The following is a 19,227-nucleotide window of genomic DNA, read 5'->3' as shown; positions in this document are numbered from 1 at the left end:
ACGATCGGTCGGTAGGGAGCCCGGGATGGCGGCAGTGGCTGCGGACCAGACAGCGCAGGCGGGAGCGGGCAATCCCGCTGGGGCGGACGAGGCCCTGGAGGCGGCTTTCGACGCCGCGGTGGCGGCGGACGAGCGCATCGAGCCGCGTGACTGGATGCCCGACGCGTACCGGGCCTCGCTGGTCAGGCAGATGGCCCAGCACGCCCACTCCGAGATCATCGGCATGCAGCCGGAGGCCAACTGGATCACGCGCGCGCCCTCGCTCCGCCGCAAGGCGATCCTGATGGCCAAGGTGCAGGACGAGGCGGGCCACGGCCTGTACCTCTACAGCGCGGCAGAAACGCTCGGCACGGGCCGCGAGGAGCTGCTCGACAAGCTCCACGCGGGCCGCCAGAGGTACTCGTCGATCTTCAATTACCCGACGCTGACCTGGGCGGACGTCGGCGCGATCGGCTGGCTCGTGGACGGCGCCGCGATCACCAACCAGGTGCCGCTGTGCCGCTGCTCCTACGGTCCGTACGCGCGGGCGATGGTCCGCATCTGCAAGGAGGAGTCCTTCCACCAGCGCCAGGGGTACGAGCTGCTGCTCGCCCTCAGCCGGGGCACCCCCGCGCAGCACGAGATGGCGCAGGACGCGGTGGACCGCTGGTGGTGGCCGTCCCTGATGATGTTCGGCCCGCCGGACGACGCGTCGGCCCATTCGGCCCAGTCGATGGCCTGGAAGATCAAGCGTCATTCCAACGACGAGCTCCGGCAGCGCTTCGTGGACATATGCGTCCCGCAGGCCGAATCGCTCGGCCTCACCCTCCCCGACCCGGACCTCCGGTGGAACGAGGAGCGTGGGCACCACGACTTCGGTGCGATCGACTGGGCGGAGTTCCAGGAGGTCCTCAAGGGCAACGGGCCCTGCAACGAGCAGCGCCTGGGCCAGCGCCGCCGGGCGCACGAGGAAGGCGCGTGGGTACGGGAGGCGGCGGCCGCCTACGCCGAGAAGCACGCACCGGAACGGACAGCGGTGAGGACCGGAAGTCCCATCGTGAACGGGGAGGCGACAGCATGAGCAGCTCGACCGAATGGCCCCTGTGGGAGGTGTTCGTGCGTTCGCGGCGCGGCCTCTCCCACACCCACGCGGGCAGCCTGCACGCGCCGGACGCCGAGATGGCCCTGCGCAACGCACGCGATCTGTACACCCGCCGCTCCGAGGGCGTCTCCCTCTGGGTGGTGCCGTCGGCGCAGATCACGGCCTCCTCGCCGGACGAGAAGGACTCCTTCTTCGAGCCCGCCGGTGACAAGCCGTACCGGCACCCGACGTTCTACGAGATCCCGGAAGGGGTGAAGCACCTGTGACCGCGGCCCTCGCCCTGGGCGACGACGCGCTGGTGCTCTCGCACCGGCTGGGGGAGTGGGCAGGCCACGCCCCCGTGCTGGAGGAGGAGGTGGCCCTGGCCAACATCGCCCTGGACCTGCTGGGCCAGGCCCGGGTGCTCCTCTCCCTGGCCGGGGACGAGGACGAGCTGGCGTATCTGCGCGAGGAGCGGGCCTTCCGCAACGTCCAGCTGGTCGAGCAGCCGAACGGCGACTTCGCCCACACCATCACCCGCCAGCTCTACTTCTCCACCTACCAGCGACTGCTGTACGAGCGGCTGGCATCGGGCGACGGCCCGTTCTCCGAGCTGGCGGCCAAGGCCGTCAAGGAGGTCGCGTACCACCAGGACCACGCGGAGCACTGGACGCTCCGGCTCGGTGACGGCACCGAGGAGAGCCATGCCCGGATGCAGCGCGCAGCGGACGCCCTGTGGCGGTTCACCGGTGAGCTGTTCGAGCCGGTCGAGGGGATCGACATCGACTGGACGGCGCTGGACGGCGACTGGCTGGAATCCGTCTCTGCGGTGCTGGAGCGGGCCACGCTGACCCTGCCCGCCGGTCCCCGGTCCGGGGCGTGGACTGCGGGATCGGGGCGCCAGGGCGTCCACACCGAGTCCTTCGGCCGGATGCTCGCCGAAATGCAGCATCTGCACCGCAGCCACCCGGGGGCGTCATGGTGACCGGGACGCCCCTGGAGGAGGAGCTGCGCCACCTCGCGGGCTCCGTCCCCGACCCCGAGCTGCCCGTGCTGACCCTGGACGAGCTGGGGGTGCTCCGGGGCGTGGAGGTCCTCGCTCCCGGCAGGGTCACCGTGCGCCTCACCCCGACCTACACCGGCTGCCCCGCCATCGAGACCATGTCCTGCGACATCGAGCGGGTGCTGCACGACCACGGCATACCGGAGGTCTCCGTGGTCACGGTGCTCTCACCCGCCTGGTCCACGGACGACATCAGCGCGGAGGGGCGGCGCAAGCTCGCCGAGTTCGGCATCGCGCCCCCGCGCCCCCGTGAAGCGGCCGCCGCCGGCGGTCCGGTGCCGCTCGCTCTCTCCGTCCGCTGCCCGCACTGCGGGTCGACCGACACGGAGCTGCTGAGCCGGTTCTCCTCCACCGCCTGCAAGGCACTGCGCCGCTGTGTCTCGTGCCGCGAACCGTTCGACCATTTCAAGGAGTTGTAGATGTTCCATCCGCTCCGGGTCCGCTCGATCGAACGGCTCACGGACGATTCGGTGGCCGTCACCCTCGCCGTGCCGCCCGCGTCGCGCGAGACCTTCCGCCACAAGCCGGGCCAGCACCTCAACGTGCGGTACACGGCCGACGGCGAGGAGATCCGCCGTTCGTACTCGATCTGCTCCCCGGCCGCCGAGGAACCGGACGAGCCGGTCCTGCGGGTGGGCATCCGGCTGGTCGACGGCGGCAGGTTCTCCACGTACGCCCTGAAGGAACTCGCCGTCGGCGACCAGGTCGAGGCGATGCCCCCGATGGGCCGCTTCGTACTGACGCCCCGTCCCGGGTACTTCGCAGCGATCGTCGGAGGCAGCGGGATCACGCCGGTCCTGTCCATCGCCACCACGCTGCTGGCGCGGGAGCCCGAAGCCCGTTTCTGCCTGATCCGCAGCGACCGGACGGCGCTCTCGACGATGTTCCTGGACGAGGTGGCCGAGCTCAAGGACCGCTACCCCGACCGGTTCCAGTTGGTCACGGTGCTCTCCCGGGAGGAGCAGCAGGCCGGGCTGCCCTCCGGCCGGCTGGACGAGGACCGCCTCGCCGCTCTGCTGCCCGCGCTGCTCCCGGTGGGCGGGGTGGACGGCTGGTACCTGTGCGGGCCGTTCGGGCTGGTCCGGGCGGCGGAGCGGGCGCTGCGCGGCCTGGGCGTCGACCGGACCCGCGTCCACCAGGAGATCTTCCATGTGGACGACGGTCCGGGCGCGGACACCCGCCCCCGGGCCACGGCGCCCGCCCACAGCAGACTCACCGCCACCCTGGACGGCCGCTCCGGCACCTGGCCGGTGGAGGACGGCGAATCACTGCTGGAGACCGTGCTGCGCAGCCGTGCCGACGCGCCGTACGCCTGCAAGGGCGGGGTCTGCGGTACCTGCCGGGCCTTCCTCGTCTCGGGCGAGGTCCGGATGGACCGCAACTTCGCGCTGGAGCCCGAGGAGACGGACGCGGGCTACGTCCTGGCCTGCCAGTCGCATCCCGCCACCCCGGAGGTGGAGTTGGACTTCGACCGCTGACCGCTCGCCACGTGTTCCCTTCTCGTAGAACCTGTTCTATCTTGACGAACCGTCAGATCCAGGCAGGACGTCGGGCAGCGGGAGGCCGGGGCAGTGGACTTCACCTTCACCGAGGAGCAGCAGGCGGCCGCGGAGGCGGCGCGCGGGGTCTTCGCCGGGGTCGCCCCGGACGGGGTTCCCAGCCCCGCTCTCGTACCGGGCGCCGTGGCCGAGGACATCGACCGTCCGCTGTGGTCCCGGCTCGCCTCCGGCGATCTGCTGAGCCTCACCCTGTCGCCGGAACACGGCGGGGCCGGGCTCGACCCCGTCGCGCTCTGCCTGGTGCTGCGCGAGTCCGCCAGGGTTCTCGCCCGGGTGCCGCTGCTGGAGACCTGCGCGGTCGCGACGGCGCTCCAGCGGTACGGAGAGCCTTCGCTGGCCGCCGAGCTGTTGCCCCGGGTCGGCCGGGGCGAGCTGGTGCTCACGGTCGGCGCCAACGGCCGTTCGGGACACGAACCGGCCGAACGTGCCGTCACGGCCCGCCCGGAGACGGCCGCGGGGACAACGGCGCTGACAACCCCGCCGGCCGAAGCCGGTGCCGGGGACGCCCGGACCGGTGGAACGGACGCGGGCTGGGTGCTCGACGGGACGCAGACCGCGGTGCCCTGGGCCCAGGCGGCGGACTGGATAGCTGTTCCGGCCCACACGCCCGAGGGCCGGACCGTCATCGCCCTGATCAGCTCCGACCAGGACGGTGTCACCCTGGCCGAGCAGGTCTCCACCAACGGCGAACGGCTCGCCGAGGTCCGGCTGGAGTCGGTACGAGTCACCGGCCGCGCCCTGATGGACCGCCCCGGTGCCTGGGCGTGGCTGCGCGCCCTACTCACGACCGGCACCTGCGCACTCGCCCTGGGCCTGGGCGAGGCCGTGCTCGCCATGACGAGCGAATACACCGGAAAGCGCGAGCAGTTCGGTTTCCCCGTGGCGACGTTCCAGTCCGTCGCGGTGCAGGCCGCGGACCGGTACATCGACCTGCGGGCCATGGAGGCGACGCTCTGGCAGGCCGCCTGGCGGATCTCCACCGGGGCCGACGGGACGCTGCCCGCCGAGGGCGACATCGCGGTGGCGAAGATCTGGGCGTCGGACGGCATCCGACGGGTCGTTCAGACGGCGCAGCACCTCCACGGCGGGTTCGGCGCGGACACCGACTACCCGCTGCACCGCTTCCACGCCTGGGCGAAGCAGATCGAGCTGTCCCTCGGGCCGGCAGCGGCACATGAGGAGGCGCTGGGCGAGCTGCTGGCCTCGCACCTTCTCGGCTGACAGGAGCGGCCCCGGTGCTCCTGCCCGGGGCTCAGAACGCAGGCCCGAAGCACCATGCCCGGAGCATGGACGCCGGAGCTCCGTGGCTGGAGCACGGGGACCGGCGCACCGGACTCAGAGCACGAAGGCCGGAGCGCCGTTGTCCGTGACCATCGGGCGCCCGGCACCGTCCCAGGCGAGCATCCCGCCGTCGACGTTCACGGCATCGATGCCCTGCTGCACCAGGTACTGGGTGACCTGCGCCGACCTGCCGCCGACCCGGCACATCACATGCACGCGCCGACCGTCGCCGGCGGCATCGGTCAGCTCACCGAAGCGCGCCACGAAGTCGCTCATCGGGATGTGCAGAGCACCCTCGACATGCCCGGCGCCCCACTCGTTGTCCTCCCGGACGTCCAGCACGAAGCCGTCCGACGGAACCGCCGCGGCGTCCACCGAGGGCAGAGGGGCGAAATTCATGGGTCATGCCTTCTCTCGTAACGTACGCGCCTGGATCATCCGGAACGCTACTGCACCAGTGCCGCCAGCTCCGCCTCGCGCTGCGCGACCTCGCCCAGGAGCTGTTCGGCGATCTCGTCGAGCAGCCGGTCGGGGTCGTCCGGGGCCATCCGCAGCATGGACCCGATGGCGCTCTCCTCCAGCTCCTGGGCGAGCAGCGTCAGAAGCTCCTTGCGCTGGGTCAGCCAGTCCAGCCGGGCATAGAGTTCCTCGCTCTCGCCGAACCCCTTCTCCGGGGGCACCGGGCCCGCTTCCCACTCCTTCGCCAGCTCCGCCAGGAGCTCCTCGTCGCCCCGGCCGTACGCGGCGTTCACCCGGGCGATGAACTCGTCCCGGCGGGCCCGTTCCGTCTCGTCCTGAGCCAGGTCCGGATGGGCCTTGCGGGCCAGGTCCCGGTAGAGCCTGCGTGCCTCCTCGGTCGGCCGGACCCGCTTGGGCGGTCGGACCGGCTGCTCCGTCAGCATCGCCGCGGCCTCGGGGGAGAGCCCGTCGGAGTCCATCCAGTCATGGAACAGCTCGTCGACACCGGGCATCGGCATGACGACCGCACGGGCCTCCTGCGCCTTGCGGATGTCCTCCGGGTCGCCCGTCATGGCGGCCCTGGCCTCCGCGATCTGCGCGTCGAGCTCATCGAGGCGGGTGTACATGGGCCCGAGCTTCTGGTGATGCAGCCGCGAGAAGTTCTCGACCTCGATCCGGAAGGTCTCCACCGCGATCTCGAACTCGATCAGCGCCTGCTCCGCCGTCCGCACCGCCCTCGCCAGACGGGCCTCGGGCTGCTCCTCCTCGGCCCGAACGCCCGCAGCGCCCGTATCCGCACTCCCGGAATCCGCGTCTCCGGTCCCGGAACTCCCGGCCCCGGAACTCCCGATCCCGGAGCTCCCGTCCTCGGCGTCGGACCGGGAACCGGCAGCGGCCGGCCCACCGTCCTGCTCGAACGGCTCGTCCTGCCGGTCGTCGTTCCGGCCATCGTCGTTCGGGGTGGTCGGCACCCCGGCGGCTTCATGGGTCACCCGTCCAGCGTATGGCCCCGGCCCGCCTCCCCCGTACGCCCGGTCGGTCCGGCGCGGCTCAGACGCCCAGCTCGGCGGCTATTCGCCCGGAACCTATCGCCCGTACCAACTCGGCGTGATCCGCCTCCGTACGGTCCGCGTAGGTCACCGCGAACGCCGCCACCGCCTCGTCCAGCTCGTCGTTCTTGCCGCAGTAGCCCGCGATCAGCCGCGGATCGGCGCTGTGCGCATGGGCCCGCGCCAGCAGCGCCCCCGTCATCCGGCCGTAGTCGTCGACCTGGTCGGCCGCCAGCGCGGCCGGGTCGACGCTCCCCTTGCGGTTCCTGAACTGCCTTACCTGGAACGGGCGTCCGTCCACCGTGGCCCAGCCCAGCAGGATGTCACTGACGACCTGCATCCGCTTCTGCCCGAGCACCACCCGTTGCCCCTCGTGCACCGCCCGCGGTACGTCGAAGCCGACGGCCGGCAGGTACGGCGCCAGCACGGACCTCCGCGCCTCCTTCACCTGAAGCACCAGCGGCTCGCCCCGGTGGTCGAGCAGGAGCACCACGTACGACCGGGTGCCGACGCTCCCCGTCCCGACCACCCGGAACGCCACGTCCTGTATCGCGTACCGGGCGAGAAGCGGGACCAGGTCCTCAGAGACCGTGCCCACGTACTCGCCCAGCGCGGCAGCGACCGCAGCGGCCTCGCCGTCCGACACCCGTCGCAGCACCGGCGGTGCGTCGACGAAGCGGCGCCCGCCGTCGGCGGACTCCTCCGTGGACTTGGCCGCGAAGCGGGCGCTCGTGTTCTTCCGGGCCTTCTCCGAGACCCGCTCCAGAGTGCCGAGAAGGTCCCGCGCGTCCGTGTGCGAGACGAGCTCCTCGTCCGCGATGGCGTTCCAGGAGTCGAGCGCGGGCAGCTTGGCCAGCAGCCGCATCGTCCGCCGGTACGCACCCACCGTGTCGTACGCGCCCCGCCGGCAGGTCTCCTCGTCCGCCCCGGCCTCACGCCCCGCGAGCACCAACGAGGTGGCCAGACGCTTCAGGTCCCATTCCCACGGGCCGAAAACGGTCTCGTCGAAATCGTTCAGATCGATGACCAGGCTGCCCCGCGCATCGCCGTACAGCCCGAAATTGGCCGCGTGCGCATCACCGCAGAGCTGCGCGCCGACCCCGCTGACGGGCGTGCCCACCAGGTCGTGGGCCATCAGCCCGGCCGAGCCCCGCAGAAAGGCGAAGGGCGTGGCCGCCATCCGCCCCACCCGGATCGGGGTGAGCTCGGGCACCCTGTCCCGGCTCGACTCCTCCACGGCCCGCAGCGCGTCCGGCCGCCCGGCCGGGAGGTCCAGATCCGCGTGCGAGGACCGAGGCACCTGCCCGCGCAGCGCCTTGCCCGCATCCTTCGGCAACCGCGCCGCGCCGTCTCCCGCCCTGCCCGACCCGGCCGCCCGTCGCGCGAATCCGGGCACGGCCGGGATACGCGGATCCGCCGCCCCCGCCCGCCGGACCGGCACTGCCATTCCGCTGTCACCCATGGCGCGCAGCCTCCCCCGTACTCGCCTGCGCTCCCGGCCGAATGCCTGTCGCAGATCAATTCCGACGAAGGTACCCCCGCCCCGCCGAAAGCCGCTCGCCCCTGTGGAAAACCTGTCCGGCCGCCTGTGGACAACGCCACGGTCCGGGTCAGGAGCCGTCGCCGTCAGACACCGACGGCCTCCTCCAGCTCCTCCTCGACCTCCTCAACCCCGGCAGTCCCCACAGTCCCCTTAGCCCCTGCCACCGAGGCACCAGTGGCAGCACCAGCGAGGACATCGGCCCCCCGCCGCTTCGACTCGGTCATTCCCGCAAGCCCCACCATCACCAGGCCCACCACGAGCCAGAGTCCGAGCACCAGCACATGCCCGCCGAGCCCGTGACCGTCGAAGTACACATGGCTGCGCACGCCCTCGACGAAGCCCGCCCCGTTCCAGAAGGAGTGCAGGGAAGCGAAGAAGCCCGGCTGCAGTTCGGGCCGGAAAATGCCCCCGGAGCTGGTGAAGTTGAGCATCACGAACAGCACCATCAGGCCCAGCGTCGTCCACCGCTTGAGGAAGGTGTGCAGTCCGACTCCGATCAGCAGGATGCCCGCGGAGTAGAGCCAGGCCATCGCCCACAGGCCGCCGAGCCCCTGGTCCACGAGCCCGAACAGCGGCCCCGCGAACACCACGCCGATCACGCTCACCACCAATGACGCGGCAACGGCCAGTGCGGCCCTGATCCGCAGCGCCAGCACGGCCCCCGCGCCCCCGATGACCGCGACCGACGCGTACGAGCCGATGCTCAACGCGACCAGGAGAAAGAAGATGCCCTGGCCGGTCGGATCGCCGTCGGCGGTCGGCGCCGTGTCCGTCACCTTCAGAGGGGCGCCCCGCTCCGCCGCGACCTTGGTGAAGACCTTCTCCACCACCGTGGCGCTGGTGTCCGAGGACGCGCTCGCCACCAGCAGCTCGGGGTGGCTGCCCGGCAGGTAGGCACCGTAACTCGTCTGCGTCCTCAGGTGATCCGCGGCGGTGGCGCGGTCCGGAACGGTCCGCACGCTAAGTGCCCCGTCGCTCCTGTCCTGGAGGTTCTGCGCGAGCACCTGGGCCCTCGCCCCCGACCCGACCACGTCCACCCGGAGATCGTGCGGCTCCGGGGCATGGAAGGCCCCGAGATAGGCCAGACCCATACCGATGCACATCAGCAGCGGTGTGACGAAATGCCCCAGCACATGACGGAGAGCAGCAGCGGTGGAGCCAGGGGCTCCTTCCGGACTTGCGGACATCCAGAACACTCCAATAGTTGTCTTTTACAACTCCAAACTCGTTGTACTATACAACCAGCATCGGGGCGAGCGAGACGGAGACCGGAACGTGGCAGACACACCCGAGGAACGTGAAGCATCGCTGGACGTCATTCAGCGCGAGTTGACGGCTTTCGCCCGCCGCGCACGCGCCACGGCGGCCCGCCTCCACCCGGAGCTTCCCCTGGTCTCGTACACCCTGCTGGCACACATCGAGGATCGAAACGGCTGCCGCGCGACGGATCTGGCCGCGCACTACATGCTGGACAAATCGACGGTCAGCCGGCAGGTCGGCACCCTGGAAAAACTGGGGCTGGTCGAGCGCCATCCGGACCCGGACGACCACCGGATCCAGGTACTGCATCCCACCGAGGCCGGAACGCGGGTCCTCGCTTCCACCCATGCCAGCCGCCGCACCGCCTACCGCGAACGCCTCGCGGACTGGTCGGAGGGAGATCTCGCCCGGTTCGCGGAGTACCTGCTCCGCTACAACGCAGTCGGCGACACCACCACGTAGGCCGCAGAGGCCCCAGAGTGCGCCAACTGCCGCAGAGGGACCGAACCAGACGTTTCACGTGAAACAAGTCCGGAGAAAAGCCGGAGCCGGAACCGGGCCGCGAACCAAGCCAGGAAGCAAAGCTGGAAGCGAAGCCGCGCACCGATTCGCGAACCAAGTCGCACACCAAGCCGGGAACGAAGAAGCCCCACAGGCCGTTGGGCCTGTGGGGCTTCTCTCTTGTGCGCGAGGGGGGATTTGAACCCCCACGTCCCTAAGGACACTGGCACCTGAAGCCAGCGCGTCTGCCGTTCCGCCACTCGCGCAAGAGTGGTGTTTCCGGGCTCCTTCACCGTTTCGGTGCGCTTGCCTGGCGACATCCGGAAGATTAGCACGCTATGCAGGGTGGATTCACATCCGTTGTTTCACCGGTCGACTGAAGGGAAGCGGGAACGCCGGGCGGCCGCCCCCACTCCTCCTGTGTGCACCCCGCGTGCGGGACACTGTGAGGAGGCCGCCTCTACGATCCGTGTGAGAGGTGACACTCATCCACAGGGCAGACAAGGGGAACCAGCCGATTTCCCGACGCGTGGATACGATCAGTAAGCAGTACAGGGACGACTACGACGGAGGAGGTGCCCCATGGGAGTCATGAAGCGTTTCGAGCAGCGTCTCGAGGGTCTGGTCAACGGCACCTTCGCCAAGGTCTTCAAGTCCGAGGTCCAGCCGGTCGAGATCGCCGGCGCCCTCCAGCGCGAGTGCGACAACAACGCGACGATCTGGAACCGCGAGCGGACGGTCGTCCCCAACGACTTCATCGTCGAACTCAGCACACCCGACTACGAGCGACTCAGCCCGTACTCCGGGCAGTTGGGCGACGAGCTCTCCGGGCTGGTCCGCGACTACGCGAAGCAGCAGCGGTACACCTTCATGGGCCCCATCAAGGTCCACCTGGAGAAGGCCGAAGACCTCGACACCGGGCTCTACCGGGTGCGCAGCCGCACCCTGGCGTCAAGTTCGTCGCAGCAGCCCTCCCAGGGCATGCAGGGCCAGCCGCCCCAGCCGGGACCGGCCCGTTCGCAGCCGCCCGGCGGCGGCTACGGCTACCCGCCCAGCTCTCCCCCGCCCATGCCCCCCGGCCCGCCCCCGGGCGCCAGGCCCGGAGCGCCCAGCACCGACCGGCACCCGCCGGCCGGGCCCAGCCCCCTGCCCAACGCGCAGGTGCGACGCTGGATCGAGATCAACGGCACCCGCCATCAGATCTCCCGCCCGACGCTGGTGCTGGGCCGCAGCACCGACGCCGACGTGCGGATCGACGACCCCGGCGTATCGCGCCGGCACTGTGAGATCCGGACCGGAACGCCCTCGACGATCCAGGATCTCGGGTCTACCAACGGCATCGTGGTAGACGGGCAGCACACCACCCGCGCTACGCTCCGCGACGGCTCGCGGATCGTCGTGGGCAGCACCACCATCGTTTACCGGCAAGCCGAAGGGTGAAGCGGGGGCAATGTCAGAGCTGACCCTGACGGTCATGCGGCTAGGTTTCCTGGCTGTTCTGTGGCTATTCGTGATCGTGGCCGTACAGGTCATCCGCAGCGATCTGTTCGGAACGCGTGTCACGCAGCGCGGCTCACGCCGCACCGCGAGCGACGCACGGCCCGCGCAGGCGCGCCAGAACGCCGCCGCGCCGCCGCAGCAGCGCCAACAGTCCGGCCGCCAGCGCCGGGGCGCGCCCACCAAGCTGGTCGTCTCCGAGGGAAGCCTCACCGGCACCACGGTGGCGCTCCAGGGCCAGACGATCACGCTGGGCCGGGCGCACGATTCGACGATCGTGCTGGACGACGACTACGCGTCCAGCAGGCATGCCAGGATCTACCCCGACCGTGACGGCCAGTGGATCGTCGAGGATCTCGGGTCCACCAACGGCACGTATCTCGACCGGACCCGCCTCACCACCCCGACGCCCGTTCCGCTGGGCGCGCCGATCCGGATCGGCAAGACCGTCATCGAGCTGCGGAAGTAGTACGACAATGAGCGAGCGGAGCGAGCGAGCCGCGGCAGTCCGGGCATCGGACTCCGTCCGGCTCCCGACCGGAGGGTGGGCAGTGTGGCTCAGGACCGGCTGTACCCGGAGCCGACGGGCGAGGTGGGCATGAGTCTTTCCCTGCGCTTCGCCGCCGGATCGCACAAGGGCATGATCCGGGAGGGCAACGAGGACTCCGGTTACGCCGGTCCCCGCCTCCTCGCCATCGCCGACGGCATGGGCGGACAGGCGGCCGGTGAGGTCGCCAGCTCCGAGGTGATCTCCACCCTCGTCCAGCTCGACGACGACGTCCCCGGCTCGGACATCCTCACCTCGCTCGGCACGGCGGTCCAGCGGGCCAACGACCAGCTTCGCGTGATGGTCGAGGAGGACCCCCAGCTGGAGGGGATGGGCACCACGCTCACCGCCCTGCTCTGGACCGGCCAGCGCCTCGGCATGGTCCATGTCGGCGACTCCCGCGCGTACCTGCTCCGTGACGGCGTCCTCACCCAGATCACCCAGGACCACACCTGGGTGCAGCGGCTGGTCGACGAGGGCCGGATCACCGAGGAAGAGGCCACCACCCACCCGCAGCGCGCCCTGCTGATGCGCGCGCTCGGCAGCGGCGACCGCGTCGAGCCCGATCTCTCCATCCGCGAGGTCCGGGTCGGCGACCGCTACCTGATCTGCTCCGACGGGCTGTCCGGCGTCGTCTCCCACCAGACCCTGGAAGAGACGCTCGCCAGCTACCAGGGCCCTCAGGAGACCATCCAGGAGCTGATCCAGCTCGCCCTGCGCGGCGGCGGCCCCGACAACATCACCTGCATCGTCGCCGACGTCCTCGACGTCGACAGCAACGACACCATGGCCTCGCAGTTCAACGACACCCCCGTCGTCGTCGGCGCGGTCGCCGAGAACCAGGCCGCGCAGATGGCCGCCGCCGAGAGCACGGCCGCCATGCAGACCCCCGCCGGACGCGCGGCCGGCCTCGGCCGCCCCGTGGCGCCGCCCCCGGGGGGCTTCGGCCCGCCCGGCAGCGGTGACGCCGACGCGTACGACGGAATGCCGGAGGGCTCCTTCGACTCGTACACCGACGACGACTTCGTCAAGCCCGGTGGCGGCCGCAAGTGGCTCAAGCGCTCCCTCTACACCGTGCTGGCGCTGGCCGTCGTCGGCGGTGGCGTCTACGGCGGCTACCGCTGGACGCAGAACCAGTTCTACGTGGGCGCCAACAAGGAGCACGTCGCGCTGTTCCGCGGTCTCAGCCAGGACCTGGCGTGGGTCTCGCTCTCGAAGGTCGAGAAGGACCACCCCGAGATCGAACTCAAGTACCTCCCGCCCTACCAGCGCAAGCAGGTCGAGGCGACGATCGCCGAGGGCGACCTGGCCGCGGCCCGCGAGAAGATCAGCGAACTCGGGGTCCAGGCATCCGCCTGCAAGAAGGACGCCCAGCGGCGCGCGGCGGCGGAGAGCGACGCCCGCCCGGACCCGGGGAAGTCCGGAGGCATCGACGCGAACGCCCCCAAGACGTCCTCCACGTCCAAGGACACCAAGACCAAGCCGACCACCACGACTCCCACTCCTGGTCCCAGCCTCTCGGAGGAAGAGAAAAAGCTGGTCCCGCAGTGCGGTAAGCAGTAAAAGCCGTAGGGGGCCTTCAGCACCATGAGCGTTGTCACCAATACGACCACGATCGGCGCGATCGACGCACCGAGCCGCCGCAACACCGAACTGATGTTGATGGCCTTCGCCATCGGCATCTCGGTGTTCGCCTACGCCAATGTCGGGCTCGCCCTCAACGGCGAACTGCCCTCCGGCATGCTCGGATACGGGCTCGGCCTTGCTCTTCTGGGCGGCATCGGCCATCTCGCCGTCCGCAAGTTCGCTCCGTACGCGGACCCCTTGCTGCTGCCGCTGGCGACCCTGCTGAACGGGCTGGGGCTGGCCATCATCTGGCGGCTGGACCAGTCCCCGAGGTTCCAGGCGACTCGTGACTTCGCTCCCGCCGCCTCCAAGCAGCTGCTCTTCTCGGCCGTGGGCGTCGCGCTACTGGTCGGCGTCCTGCTGCTGCTCAAGGACCACCGCATCCTGCAGCGCTACACCTACATCTCCATGGTGGCGGCGCTGTTCCTGCTGATCCTGCCGATGTTCTTCCCCGCCGTGAACGGCGCCAAGATCTGGATCAAGATTCCCGGTGTCGGCACGATCCAGCCAGGAGAGTTCGCCAAGATCATCATCGCGGTGTTCTTCGCCGGCTACCTCATGGTGAAGCGGGACGCACTGGCCCTGGCCAGCCGCCGCTTCATGGGGCTGTACCTTCCTCGCGGCCGTGACCTCGGCCCGATCCTCATGGTCTGGGCCTTCTCCATCCTGATCCTGGTCTTCGAGACCGACCTCGGTTCGTCGCTGCTGTTCTTCGGCATGTTCGTCGTGATGCTGTACGTGGCCACCGAGCGCACCAGCTGGATCGTCTTCGGTCTGCTGATGTCCGCGGCAGGTGCCGTGGGCGTCGCGACCTTCGAGCCCCACGTTCAGCAGCGTGTGACCGCCTGGCTCGACCCGTTCGACGGCTGGGGCAAGCTGGCCGCCAGCGAGCAGATGGCCAAGTCCCTCATGGCCTTCGGCTCCGGTGGCACCCTCGGTACCGGGCTCGGCCAGGGCAACTCCGACCTGATCGGCTTCGCCGCCAACTCCGACTTCATCCTCGCCACCGTCGGCGAAGAGCTGGGCCTGGCCGGGATGATGGCCATCCTGCTCGTCTACGGATTGATCGTCGAGCGTGGTATCCGCACGGCCCTCGCCGCCCGTGACCCCTTCGGCAAGCTCCTCGCGATCGGGCTCTCCGGCTCCTTCGCCATCCAGGTGTTCGTCGTCGCCGGCGGTGTCATGGGGCTCATCCCGCTGACCGGCATGACCATGCCGTTCGTCGCGGCGGGCGGGTCGTCCGTGATCGCGAACTGGGCCCTGGTAGGCATCCTGCTCCGCATCAGCGACACCGCCCGTCGGCCCGCCCCGGCTCCCGCCCCCTCACCCGATGCCGAGATGACCCAGGTGGTCCGACCGTGAACAAGCCCCTGCGCCGGATCGCGATCTTCTGTGGGGTGCTCGTCATCGCGCTCCTGGTCCGTGCCAACTGGCTCCAGTACGTCCGAGCCGACGAGCTGAACACCAACAAGCACAACCGCCGCGTCCAGATCGAGCGCTACGCCCACGAGCGCGGCAACATCATCGTCGACGGCAAGTCCGTCACGGGCTCCGTCGAGACCAAGGACAGCGACTTCAAGTACAAGCGGGTCTGGAAGGACGGCCCCATGTGGGCCCCCGTGACCGGCTACGCCTCGCAGGCGTTCGACGCCTCGCAGCTGGAGAAGATCGAGGACGGCATCCTCACCGGCAACGACGACCAGCTCTTCTTCAACCGCACCCTGTCGATGTTCACCGGCGGGAAGAAGCAGGGCGGCAACATCGTCACCACCCTGAACGGCGCCGCGCAGAAGGCCGCCTTCAAGGGACTCGGCGACAAGAAGGGCGCCGTCGCCGCGCTCGACCCGCAGACCGGCGCCATCCTGGCCCTGGTCAGCACTCCGTCGTACGACCCCTCGGTCTTCGCCGGAAACTCCTTCAAGGACTCTGACGCCCGCCAGAAGCTCCTGAATGACAAGGACAAGCCGATGCTCAACCGGGCATTGCGCGAGACCTACCCGCCCGGTTCGACGTTCAAGGTCGTCACCGCCGCCGCGGCCCTGGAGAACGGGCTGTACACCAACGTCGACGATCCGACGGACTCGCCGCTGCCCTGGCGGCTCCCGCTGAGCACCCAGGACCTCCCCAACGAGGGCAGCATCCCCTGCAAGAACGCCTCGCTCCGGGAAGCCCTGCGGTGGTCCTGCAACACCGTCTTCGGCAAGATCAGCGACGACCTCGGCAACGAGAAGATGATGGCGGAGGCCGCGAAGTTCGGCTTCAACCAGGAGATCTTCACCCCGGTCCGCGCCGACGCCAGCGCCTACCCCAAGGACAACCGTCCGCAGAACGCCATGGCCGGCATCGGCCAGGCGTCCAACCGCGCCACCCCGCTCCAGATGGCCATGGTCGCCGCGGCCGTCGCCAACGACGGCAAGCTGATGCAGCCGTACATGGTCGCCGAGCGCCAGACCCCCAGCCTCGACGCGATCTACACCCACCAGAAGGAACAGTTCAGCCAGCCCCTCAGTGGTGAGAACGCGCAGAAGATCCAGCAGATCATGGAGACCGTGGTCAAGACCGGCACGGGAACCAACGCGCAGATCAACGGCGTCACCGTAGGCGGCAAGACCGGTACCGCCCAGCACGGCCTGAACAACAGCGAGAAGCCGTACGCCTGGTTCATCTCCTACGCCAAGACCGACAGCGGCTCCCCGGTCGCCGTCGCCGTCGTCGTCGAGGACAGCCAGGCGGGCCGGGACGACATCTCCGGTGGCGGCCTCGCCGCCCCGATCGCGCGGGACGTCATGAAGGCGGTCATCGACAGCAAGCGGTGATGCCCGTCACATCGGGTGCCACATCTGCACATGGGGATACCGGTCGGGTATCAGGTCCGGACTCCGGGCCGATCAGGTAGCCCGCGGCCGGTAGCGTATGCGCGAGCAGCACACCGCCGGACCACACACCGGTGTGGTCGGGACTGACGGAGAGGGCTGGAACAGTTATGGAAGAGCCGCGTCGCCTCGGCGGCCGGTACGAGCTGGGCTCGGTGCTCGGCCGTGGTGGCATGGCCGAGGTATACCTCGCACACGACACCCGGCTCGGCCGCACCGTAGCCGTGAAGACGCTCCGGGCCGACCTGGCCCGTGATCCGTCGTTCCAGGCCCGGTTCCGCCGTGAGGCCCAGTCCGCCGCCTCGCTCAACCACCCGGCGATCGTCGCCGTCTACGACACCGGCGAGGACTACGTCGACGGGGTCTCCATCCCGTACATCGTGATGGAGTACGTCGACGGGTCGACCCTCAGAGAGCTTCTGCACTCCGGCCGCAAGCTGCTGCCCGAGCGCACCCTGGAGATGACCGTCGGCATCCTCCAGGCGCTGGAGTACTCGCACCGCGCCGGAATCGTCCACCGCGACATCAAGCCGGCGAACGTCATGCTGACGCGCACCGGCCAGGTCAAGGTCATGGACTTCGGCATCGCCCGCGCCATGGGCGACTCCGGAATGACGATGACCCAGACCGCCGCCGTCATCGGCACCGCCCAGTACCTCTCGCCCGAGCAGGCCAAGGGCGAGCAGGTCGACGCGCGCTCCGACCTCTACTCGACCGGCTGCCTGCTGTACGAGCTGCTGACCGTCCGGCCGCCCTTCATCGGGGACTCTCCGGTCGCGGTCGCCTACCAGCACGTACGGGAAGAGGCGCAGCCGCCGAGCACCTTCGATCCCGAGATCACGCCCGAGATGGACGCGATCGTGATGAAGGCGCTGGTCAAGGACCCCGACTACCGCTACCAGTCGGCCGACGAGATGCGGGCCGACATCGAGGCCTGCCTCGACGGCCGGCCGGTCGCCGCCACTGCGGCGATGGGCGCGGCCGGTTACGGCGGCTACGACGGGTACGGCAACGACCAGCCGACCACCGCACTGCGCCCCGCGGACCAGAACGGTGCCGCCACCTCCATGCTGCCCCCGGTCAACCCGGAGGACGGCAGCTACGACGACCGCCCGGACCGCCGCCGCCAGAAGAAGAGCAACACCTCGACGATCCTGCTGATCGTCGCGGGCGTCCTGGTGCTGATCGGCGCGATCCTGATCGGCCAGGCGGTCTTCAGCAACGACAAGAAGGACAACCGGGTCGACGCACCGAACCTGGTCGGCCTGACCGTCGACGCGGCGGAGCAACGCGCGGGGAACGCCGAGGTCGCCGTGAAGGTCGGCTCGCGCAAGGAGTGCGAGGACCAGCCGGAGGGCAAGATCTGCAGCCAGACACCGGAGGCCGACACGCCGATGGAGAAGCAGGACACCGTCACGGTCGTCGTCTCCACCGGTGCTCCCAAGATCGAGGTCCCGGACGTCACGGAGAAGTCCCAGGACACCGCCCGCAAGTCCCTGGAGGACAGGGGCTTCACGGTCAAGGTCGTCACGGAGGAGTCCGACAAGACGCCGGACACGGTCATCCGGCAGGACCCTGCGGGCAACGCGAAGGCGGAGAAGAACTCCGAGGTCACGATCACCGTCGCCAAGCAGGCGGAGGCAGACCTTCCGGATGTTCGCAGCCGGACCATCGACCAGGCGCTGGCCCAGCTCTCCCCGCTCGGATTCACCAACATCTCCCAGCAGCAGGTGGATTCGGACCAGCCGGCGGGCACGGTCATCGAGCAGAGCCCGGCCGGTCCGAGCAAGCAGCCGAAGAACACCCCGATCGTCCTGAAGGTCTCCAAGGGCCCGCAGGAGCCGGAGAAGGCCACCGTGCCGGATCTGCGGGGCAAGACCATCGGTGACGCGAAGGCGATGCTCGCCGGGGCGGGGCTCCAGCTCGGCCAGGTGCAGGGCCCGAACGACGACAACGCGAGGATCATCGGCTTCCAGCCGGGAGCCGGCCAGCAGGTCGACAAGAACAGCGCGGTCAACGTCCAGACCATGCCGGGCGGCGGGGACGGCAACATCTTCGGCGGCCCGTCCGGCTCACGCCGATGAGCCGGTAGGTACGCCACCGCGAAGGGCCCCGGTCACCAGATGGTGACCGGGGCCCTTCGTCGTACGCAGGAGAGGCGGGTGCGCTCAGCGCAGCTCCGCCGGCTTCGTGCGGTCGTTGTCCACCTTCTCGGTGCGCACCAGCTCGCCCCACACGATGTAGCGGTACTTCGAGGTGTAGACCGGGGTGCAGGTCGTGAGCGTGATGTAGCGGCCGGGCTTCTTCACTCCCGAGCCCTTCGGCACCGGCTGCAGGACGTCGACGTTGTACTTCGACGTCTCGGGCAGCTCCTTGAAGACCTTGTAGACGTACCAGGCGTCCCGGGTCTCGAAGACGATCGGGTCGCCGGTCCGCAGCTTGTCGATGTTGTGGAACTTGGCGCCGTGCCCGTCGCGGTGGGCGGCCAGGGTGAAGTTGCCCTTCTTGTCCCACGGGAGGGCCGACTTCACCGGGTCGGTGTAGTAGCCGGCGATGCCGTCGTTCAGGTTCCCGGTGTCGGTGCCCTTCTTGACCAGCACCTCGCCGTTCTTCATCGCGGGGACGTGCAGGAAGCCGATGCCGTCCTTGGTGTCCAGCGCGCCCGGCCCGCCCGCCCAGCGGTCGCGGACCGTGTCGCCCTGCTTGGTGGCCTCCCGGTCGGCGAGGACGTTCGTCCACCAGAGGGAGTAGACGACGAAGAGGCCCAGCACCAGACCCGCGGTGATCAGCAGCTCGCCGAAGACACTGACCGCGGTCGCGACGGGATGCCTTCCCCGGCTCCGGGTCGGGGGCGGAAGCGGGGGCGCAGGCTCGCCGGTCTGCTCGTCATGCTCGGTCCTAGCCGTCAC

18 protein-coding genes and 1 tRNA gene are annotated in these 19,227 nt (G+C 69.8%); 13 read left to right on the top strand and 6 right to left on the bottom strand.

Going from position 1 to position 19,227, the window contains the following annotated elements:
- Positions 1-25 precede the first annotated feature (25 nt).
- From paaA to ACIQGQ_RS09235, 6 genes are all read left to right on the top strand, one after another.
- On the top strand, positions 26-1,060 hold the full coding sequence (gene paaA, locus ACIQGQ_RS09260) for a 1,2-phenylacetyl-CoA epoxidase subunit PaaA (RefSeq protein ID WP_402392643.1): 1,035 nt from the start codon (positions 26-28) through the stop codon (positions 1,058-1,060).
- Positions 1,057-1,347 carry a 1,2-phenylacetyl-CoA epoxidase subunit PaaB gene (gene paaB / locus ACIQGQ_RS09255; RefSeq protein ID WP_352274089.1) on the top strand — a complete coding sequence of 97 codons (291 nt, stop codon included), beginning with the start codon at positions 1,057-1,059 and terminating at the stop codon, positions 1,345-1,347. The genes paaA and paaB overlap by 4 nt, the downstream gene beginning before the upstream one ends.
- Complete coding sequence (gene paaC / locus ACIQGQ_RS09250) at positions 1,344-2,045, top strand: 1,2-phenylacetyl-CoA epoxidase subunit PaaC (protein WP_402392639.1); 702 nt, start codon at positions 1,344-1,346, stop codon at positions 2,043-2,045. Before paaB ends, paaC begins: the two co-directional genes overlap by 4 nt.
- Positions 2,039-2,542, top strand: coding sequence for a 1,2-phenylacetyl-CoA epoxidase subunit PaaD (paaD, locus tag ACIQGQ_RS09245; protein WP_366288555.1), 504 nt, complete (start codon positions 2,039-2,041; stop codon positions 2,540-2,542). The genes paaC and paaD overlap by 7 nt, the downstream gene beginning before the upstream one ends.
- On the top strand, positions 2,543-3,601 hold the full coding sequence (locus ACIQGQ_RS09240) for a 2Fe-2S iron-sulfur cluster-binding protein (RefSeq protein ID WP_366288553.1): 1,059 nt from the start codon (positions 2,543-2,545) through the stop codon (positions 3,599-3,601).
- Between the two features lie 93 nt (positions 3,602-3,694).
- Positions 3,695-4,903, top strand: a complete 1,209-nt coding sequence (locus tag ACIQGQ_RS09235; RefSeq protein ID WP_402392635.1) for an acyl-CoA dehydrogenase family protein — start codon at positions 3,695-3,697, stop codon at positions 4,901-4,903.
- Positions 4,904-5,017: 114 nt separating this feature from the next.
- On the opposite strand, the gene ACIQGQ_RS09230 is transcribed toward ACIQGQ_RS09235, so the two are convergent.
- From ACIQGQ_RS09230 to ACIQGQ_RS09215, 4 genes are all read right to left on the bottom strand, one after another.
- Positions 5,018-5,362 carry a rhodanese-like domain-containing protein gene (locus tag ACIQGQ_RS09230; protein WP_402392632.1) on the bottom strand — a complete coding sequence of 115 codons (345 nt, stop codon included), beginning with the start codon at positions 5,360-5,362 and terminating at the stop codon, positions 5,018-5,020.
- 47 nt (positions 5,363-5,409) lie between these two features.
- Positions 5,410-6,414, bottom strand: coding sequence for a hypothetical protein (locus ACIQGQ_RS09225; RefSeq protein WP_402392629.1), 1,005 nt, complete (start codon positions 6,412-6,414; stop codon positions 5,410-5,412).
- Between the two features lie 58 nt (positions 6,415-6,472).
- Positions 6,473-7,933 carry a DUF2252 domain-containing protein gene (locus ACIQGQ_RS09220; RefSeq protein ID WP_402392626.1) on the bottom strand — a complete coding sequence of 487 codons (1,461 nt, stop codon included), beginning with the start codon at positions 7,931-7,933 and terminating at the stop codon, positions 6,473-6,475.
- Positions 7,934-8,097: 164 nt separating this feature from the next.
- Entirely contained in the window at positions 8,098-9,201 is a 1,104-nt protein-coding gene (locus ACIQGQ_RS09215) for a hypothetical protein (protein WP_402392623.1), read from the bottom strand.
- A gap of 88 nt (positions 9,202-9,289) precedes the next feature.
- Between ACIQGQ_RS09215 and ACIQGQ_RS09210 the strand changes: the two genes are divergently transcribed.
- The gene (locus tag ACIQGQ_RS09210; protein ID WP_402392620.1) at positions 9,290-9,736 is read left to right on the top strand and encodes a MarR family winged helix-turn-helix transcriptional regulator; all 447 of its coding nucleotides are present in this window, start codon (positions 9,290-9,292) and stop codon (positions 9,734-9,736) included.
- Positions 9,737-9,958: 222 nt separating this feature from the next.
- Here ACIQGQ_RS09210 and ACIQGQ_RS09205 read toward each other — a convergent pair.
- Positions 9,959-10,041: transfer RNA gene (locus ACIQGQ_RS09205), tRNA-Leu, on the bottom strand.
- A 316-nt stretch (positions 10,042-10,357) separates the two neighbouring features.
- Between ACIQGQ_RS09205 and ACIQGQ_RS09200 the strand changes: the two genes are divergently transcribed.
- From ACIQGQ_RS09200 to pknB, 6 genes are all read left to right on the top strand, one after another.
- Entirely contained in the window at positions 10,358-11,215 is an 858-nt protein-coding gene (locus ACIQGQ_RS09200; protein WP_402392617.1) for an FhaA domain-containing protein, read from the top strand.
- A gap of 10 nt (positions 11,216-11,225) precedes the next feature.
- Positions 11,226-11,741, top strand: coding sequence for an FHA domain-containing protein (locus ACIQGQ_RS09195; protein WP_366288539.1), 516 nt, complete (start codon positions 11,226-11,228; stop codon positions 11,739-11,741).
- A gap of 129 nt (positions 11,742-11,870) precedes the next feature.
- On the top strand, positions 11,871-13,382 hold the full coding sequence (locus tag ACIQGQ_RS09190) for a PP2C family protein-serine/threonine phosphatase (protein WP_402392614.1): 1,512 nt from the start codon (positions 11,871-11,873) through the stop codon (positions 13,380-13,382).
- 24 nt (positions 13,383-13,406) lie between these two features.
- Complete coding sequence (locus tag ACIQGQ_RS09185; RefSeq protein ID WP_402392612.1) at positions 13,407-14,807, top strand: FtsW/RodA/SpoVE family cell cycle protein; 1,401 nt, start codon at positions 13,407-13,409, stop codon at positions 14,805-14,807.
- Positions 14,804-16,261: a penicillin-binding transpeptidase domain-containing protein gene (locus tag ACIQGQ_RS09180; protein WP_402392609.1), complete on the top strand. Its 1,458-nt coding sequence runs from the start codon at positions 14,804-14,806 to the stop codon at positions 16,259-16,261. The genes ACIQGQ_RS09185 and ACIQGQ_RS09180 overlap by 4 nt, the downstream gene beginning before the upstream one ends.
- Positions 16,262-16,428: 167 nt before the next feature.
- Positions 16,429-18,402 (top strand): Stk1 family PASTA domain-containing Ser/Thr kinase, encoded by a 1,974-nt coding sequence (gene pknB, locus ACIQGQ_RS09175; RefSeq protein WP_402392606.1) that lies wholly within the window; start codon positions 16,429-16,431, stop codon positions 18,400-18,402.
- Between the two features lie 84 nt (positions 18,403-18,486).
- Here the strand turns inward: pknB and ACIQGQ_RS09170 are convergent, their stop codons facing one another.
- On the bottom strand, positions 18,487-19,227 hold the full coding sequence (locus ACIQGQ_RS09170) for a class E sortase (protein WP_402392603.1): 741 nt from the start codon (positions 19,225-19,227) through the stop codon (positions 18,487-18,489).

Origin of the sequence: Streptomyces sp. NPDC092952 (assembly GCF_044754785.1) — a bacterium.
Taxonomy (GTDB): Bacteria; Actinomycetota; Actinomycetes; order Streptomycetales; family Streptomycetaceae; genus Streptomyces.
This window is presented reverse-complemented; position numbering and strand designations above follow the sequence as displayed.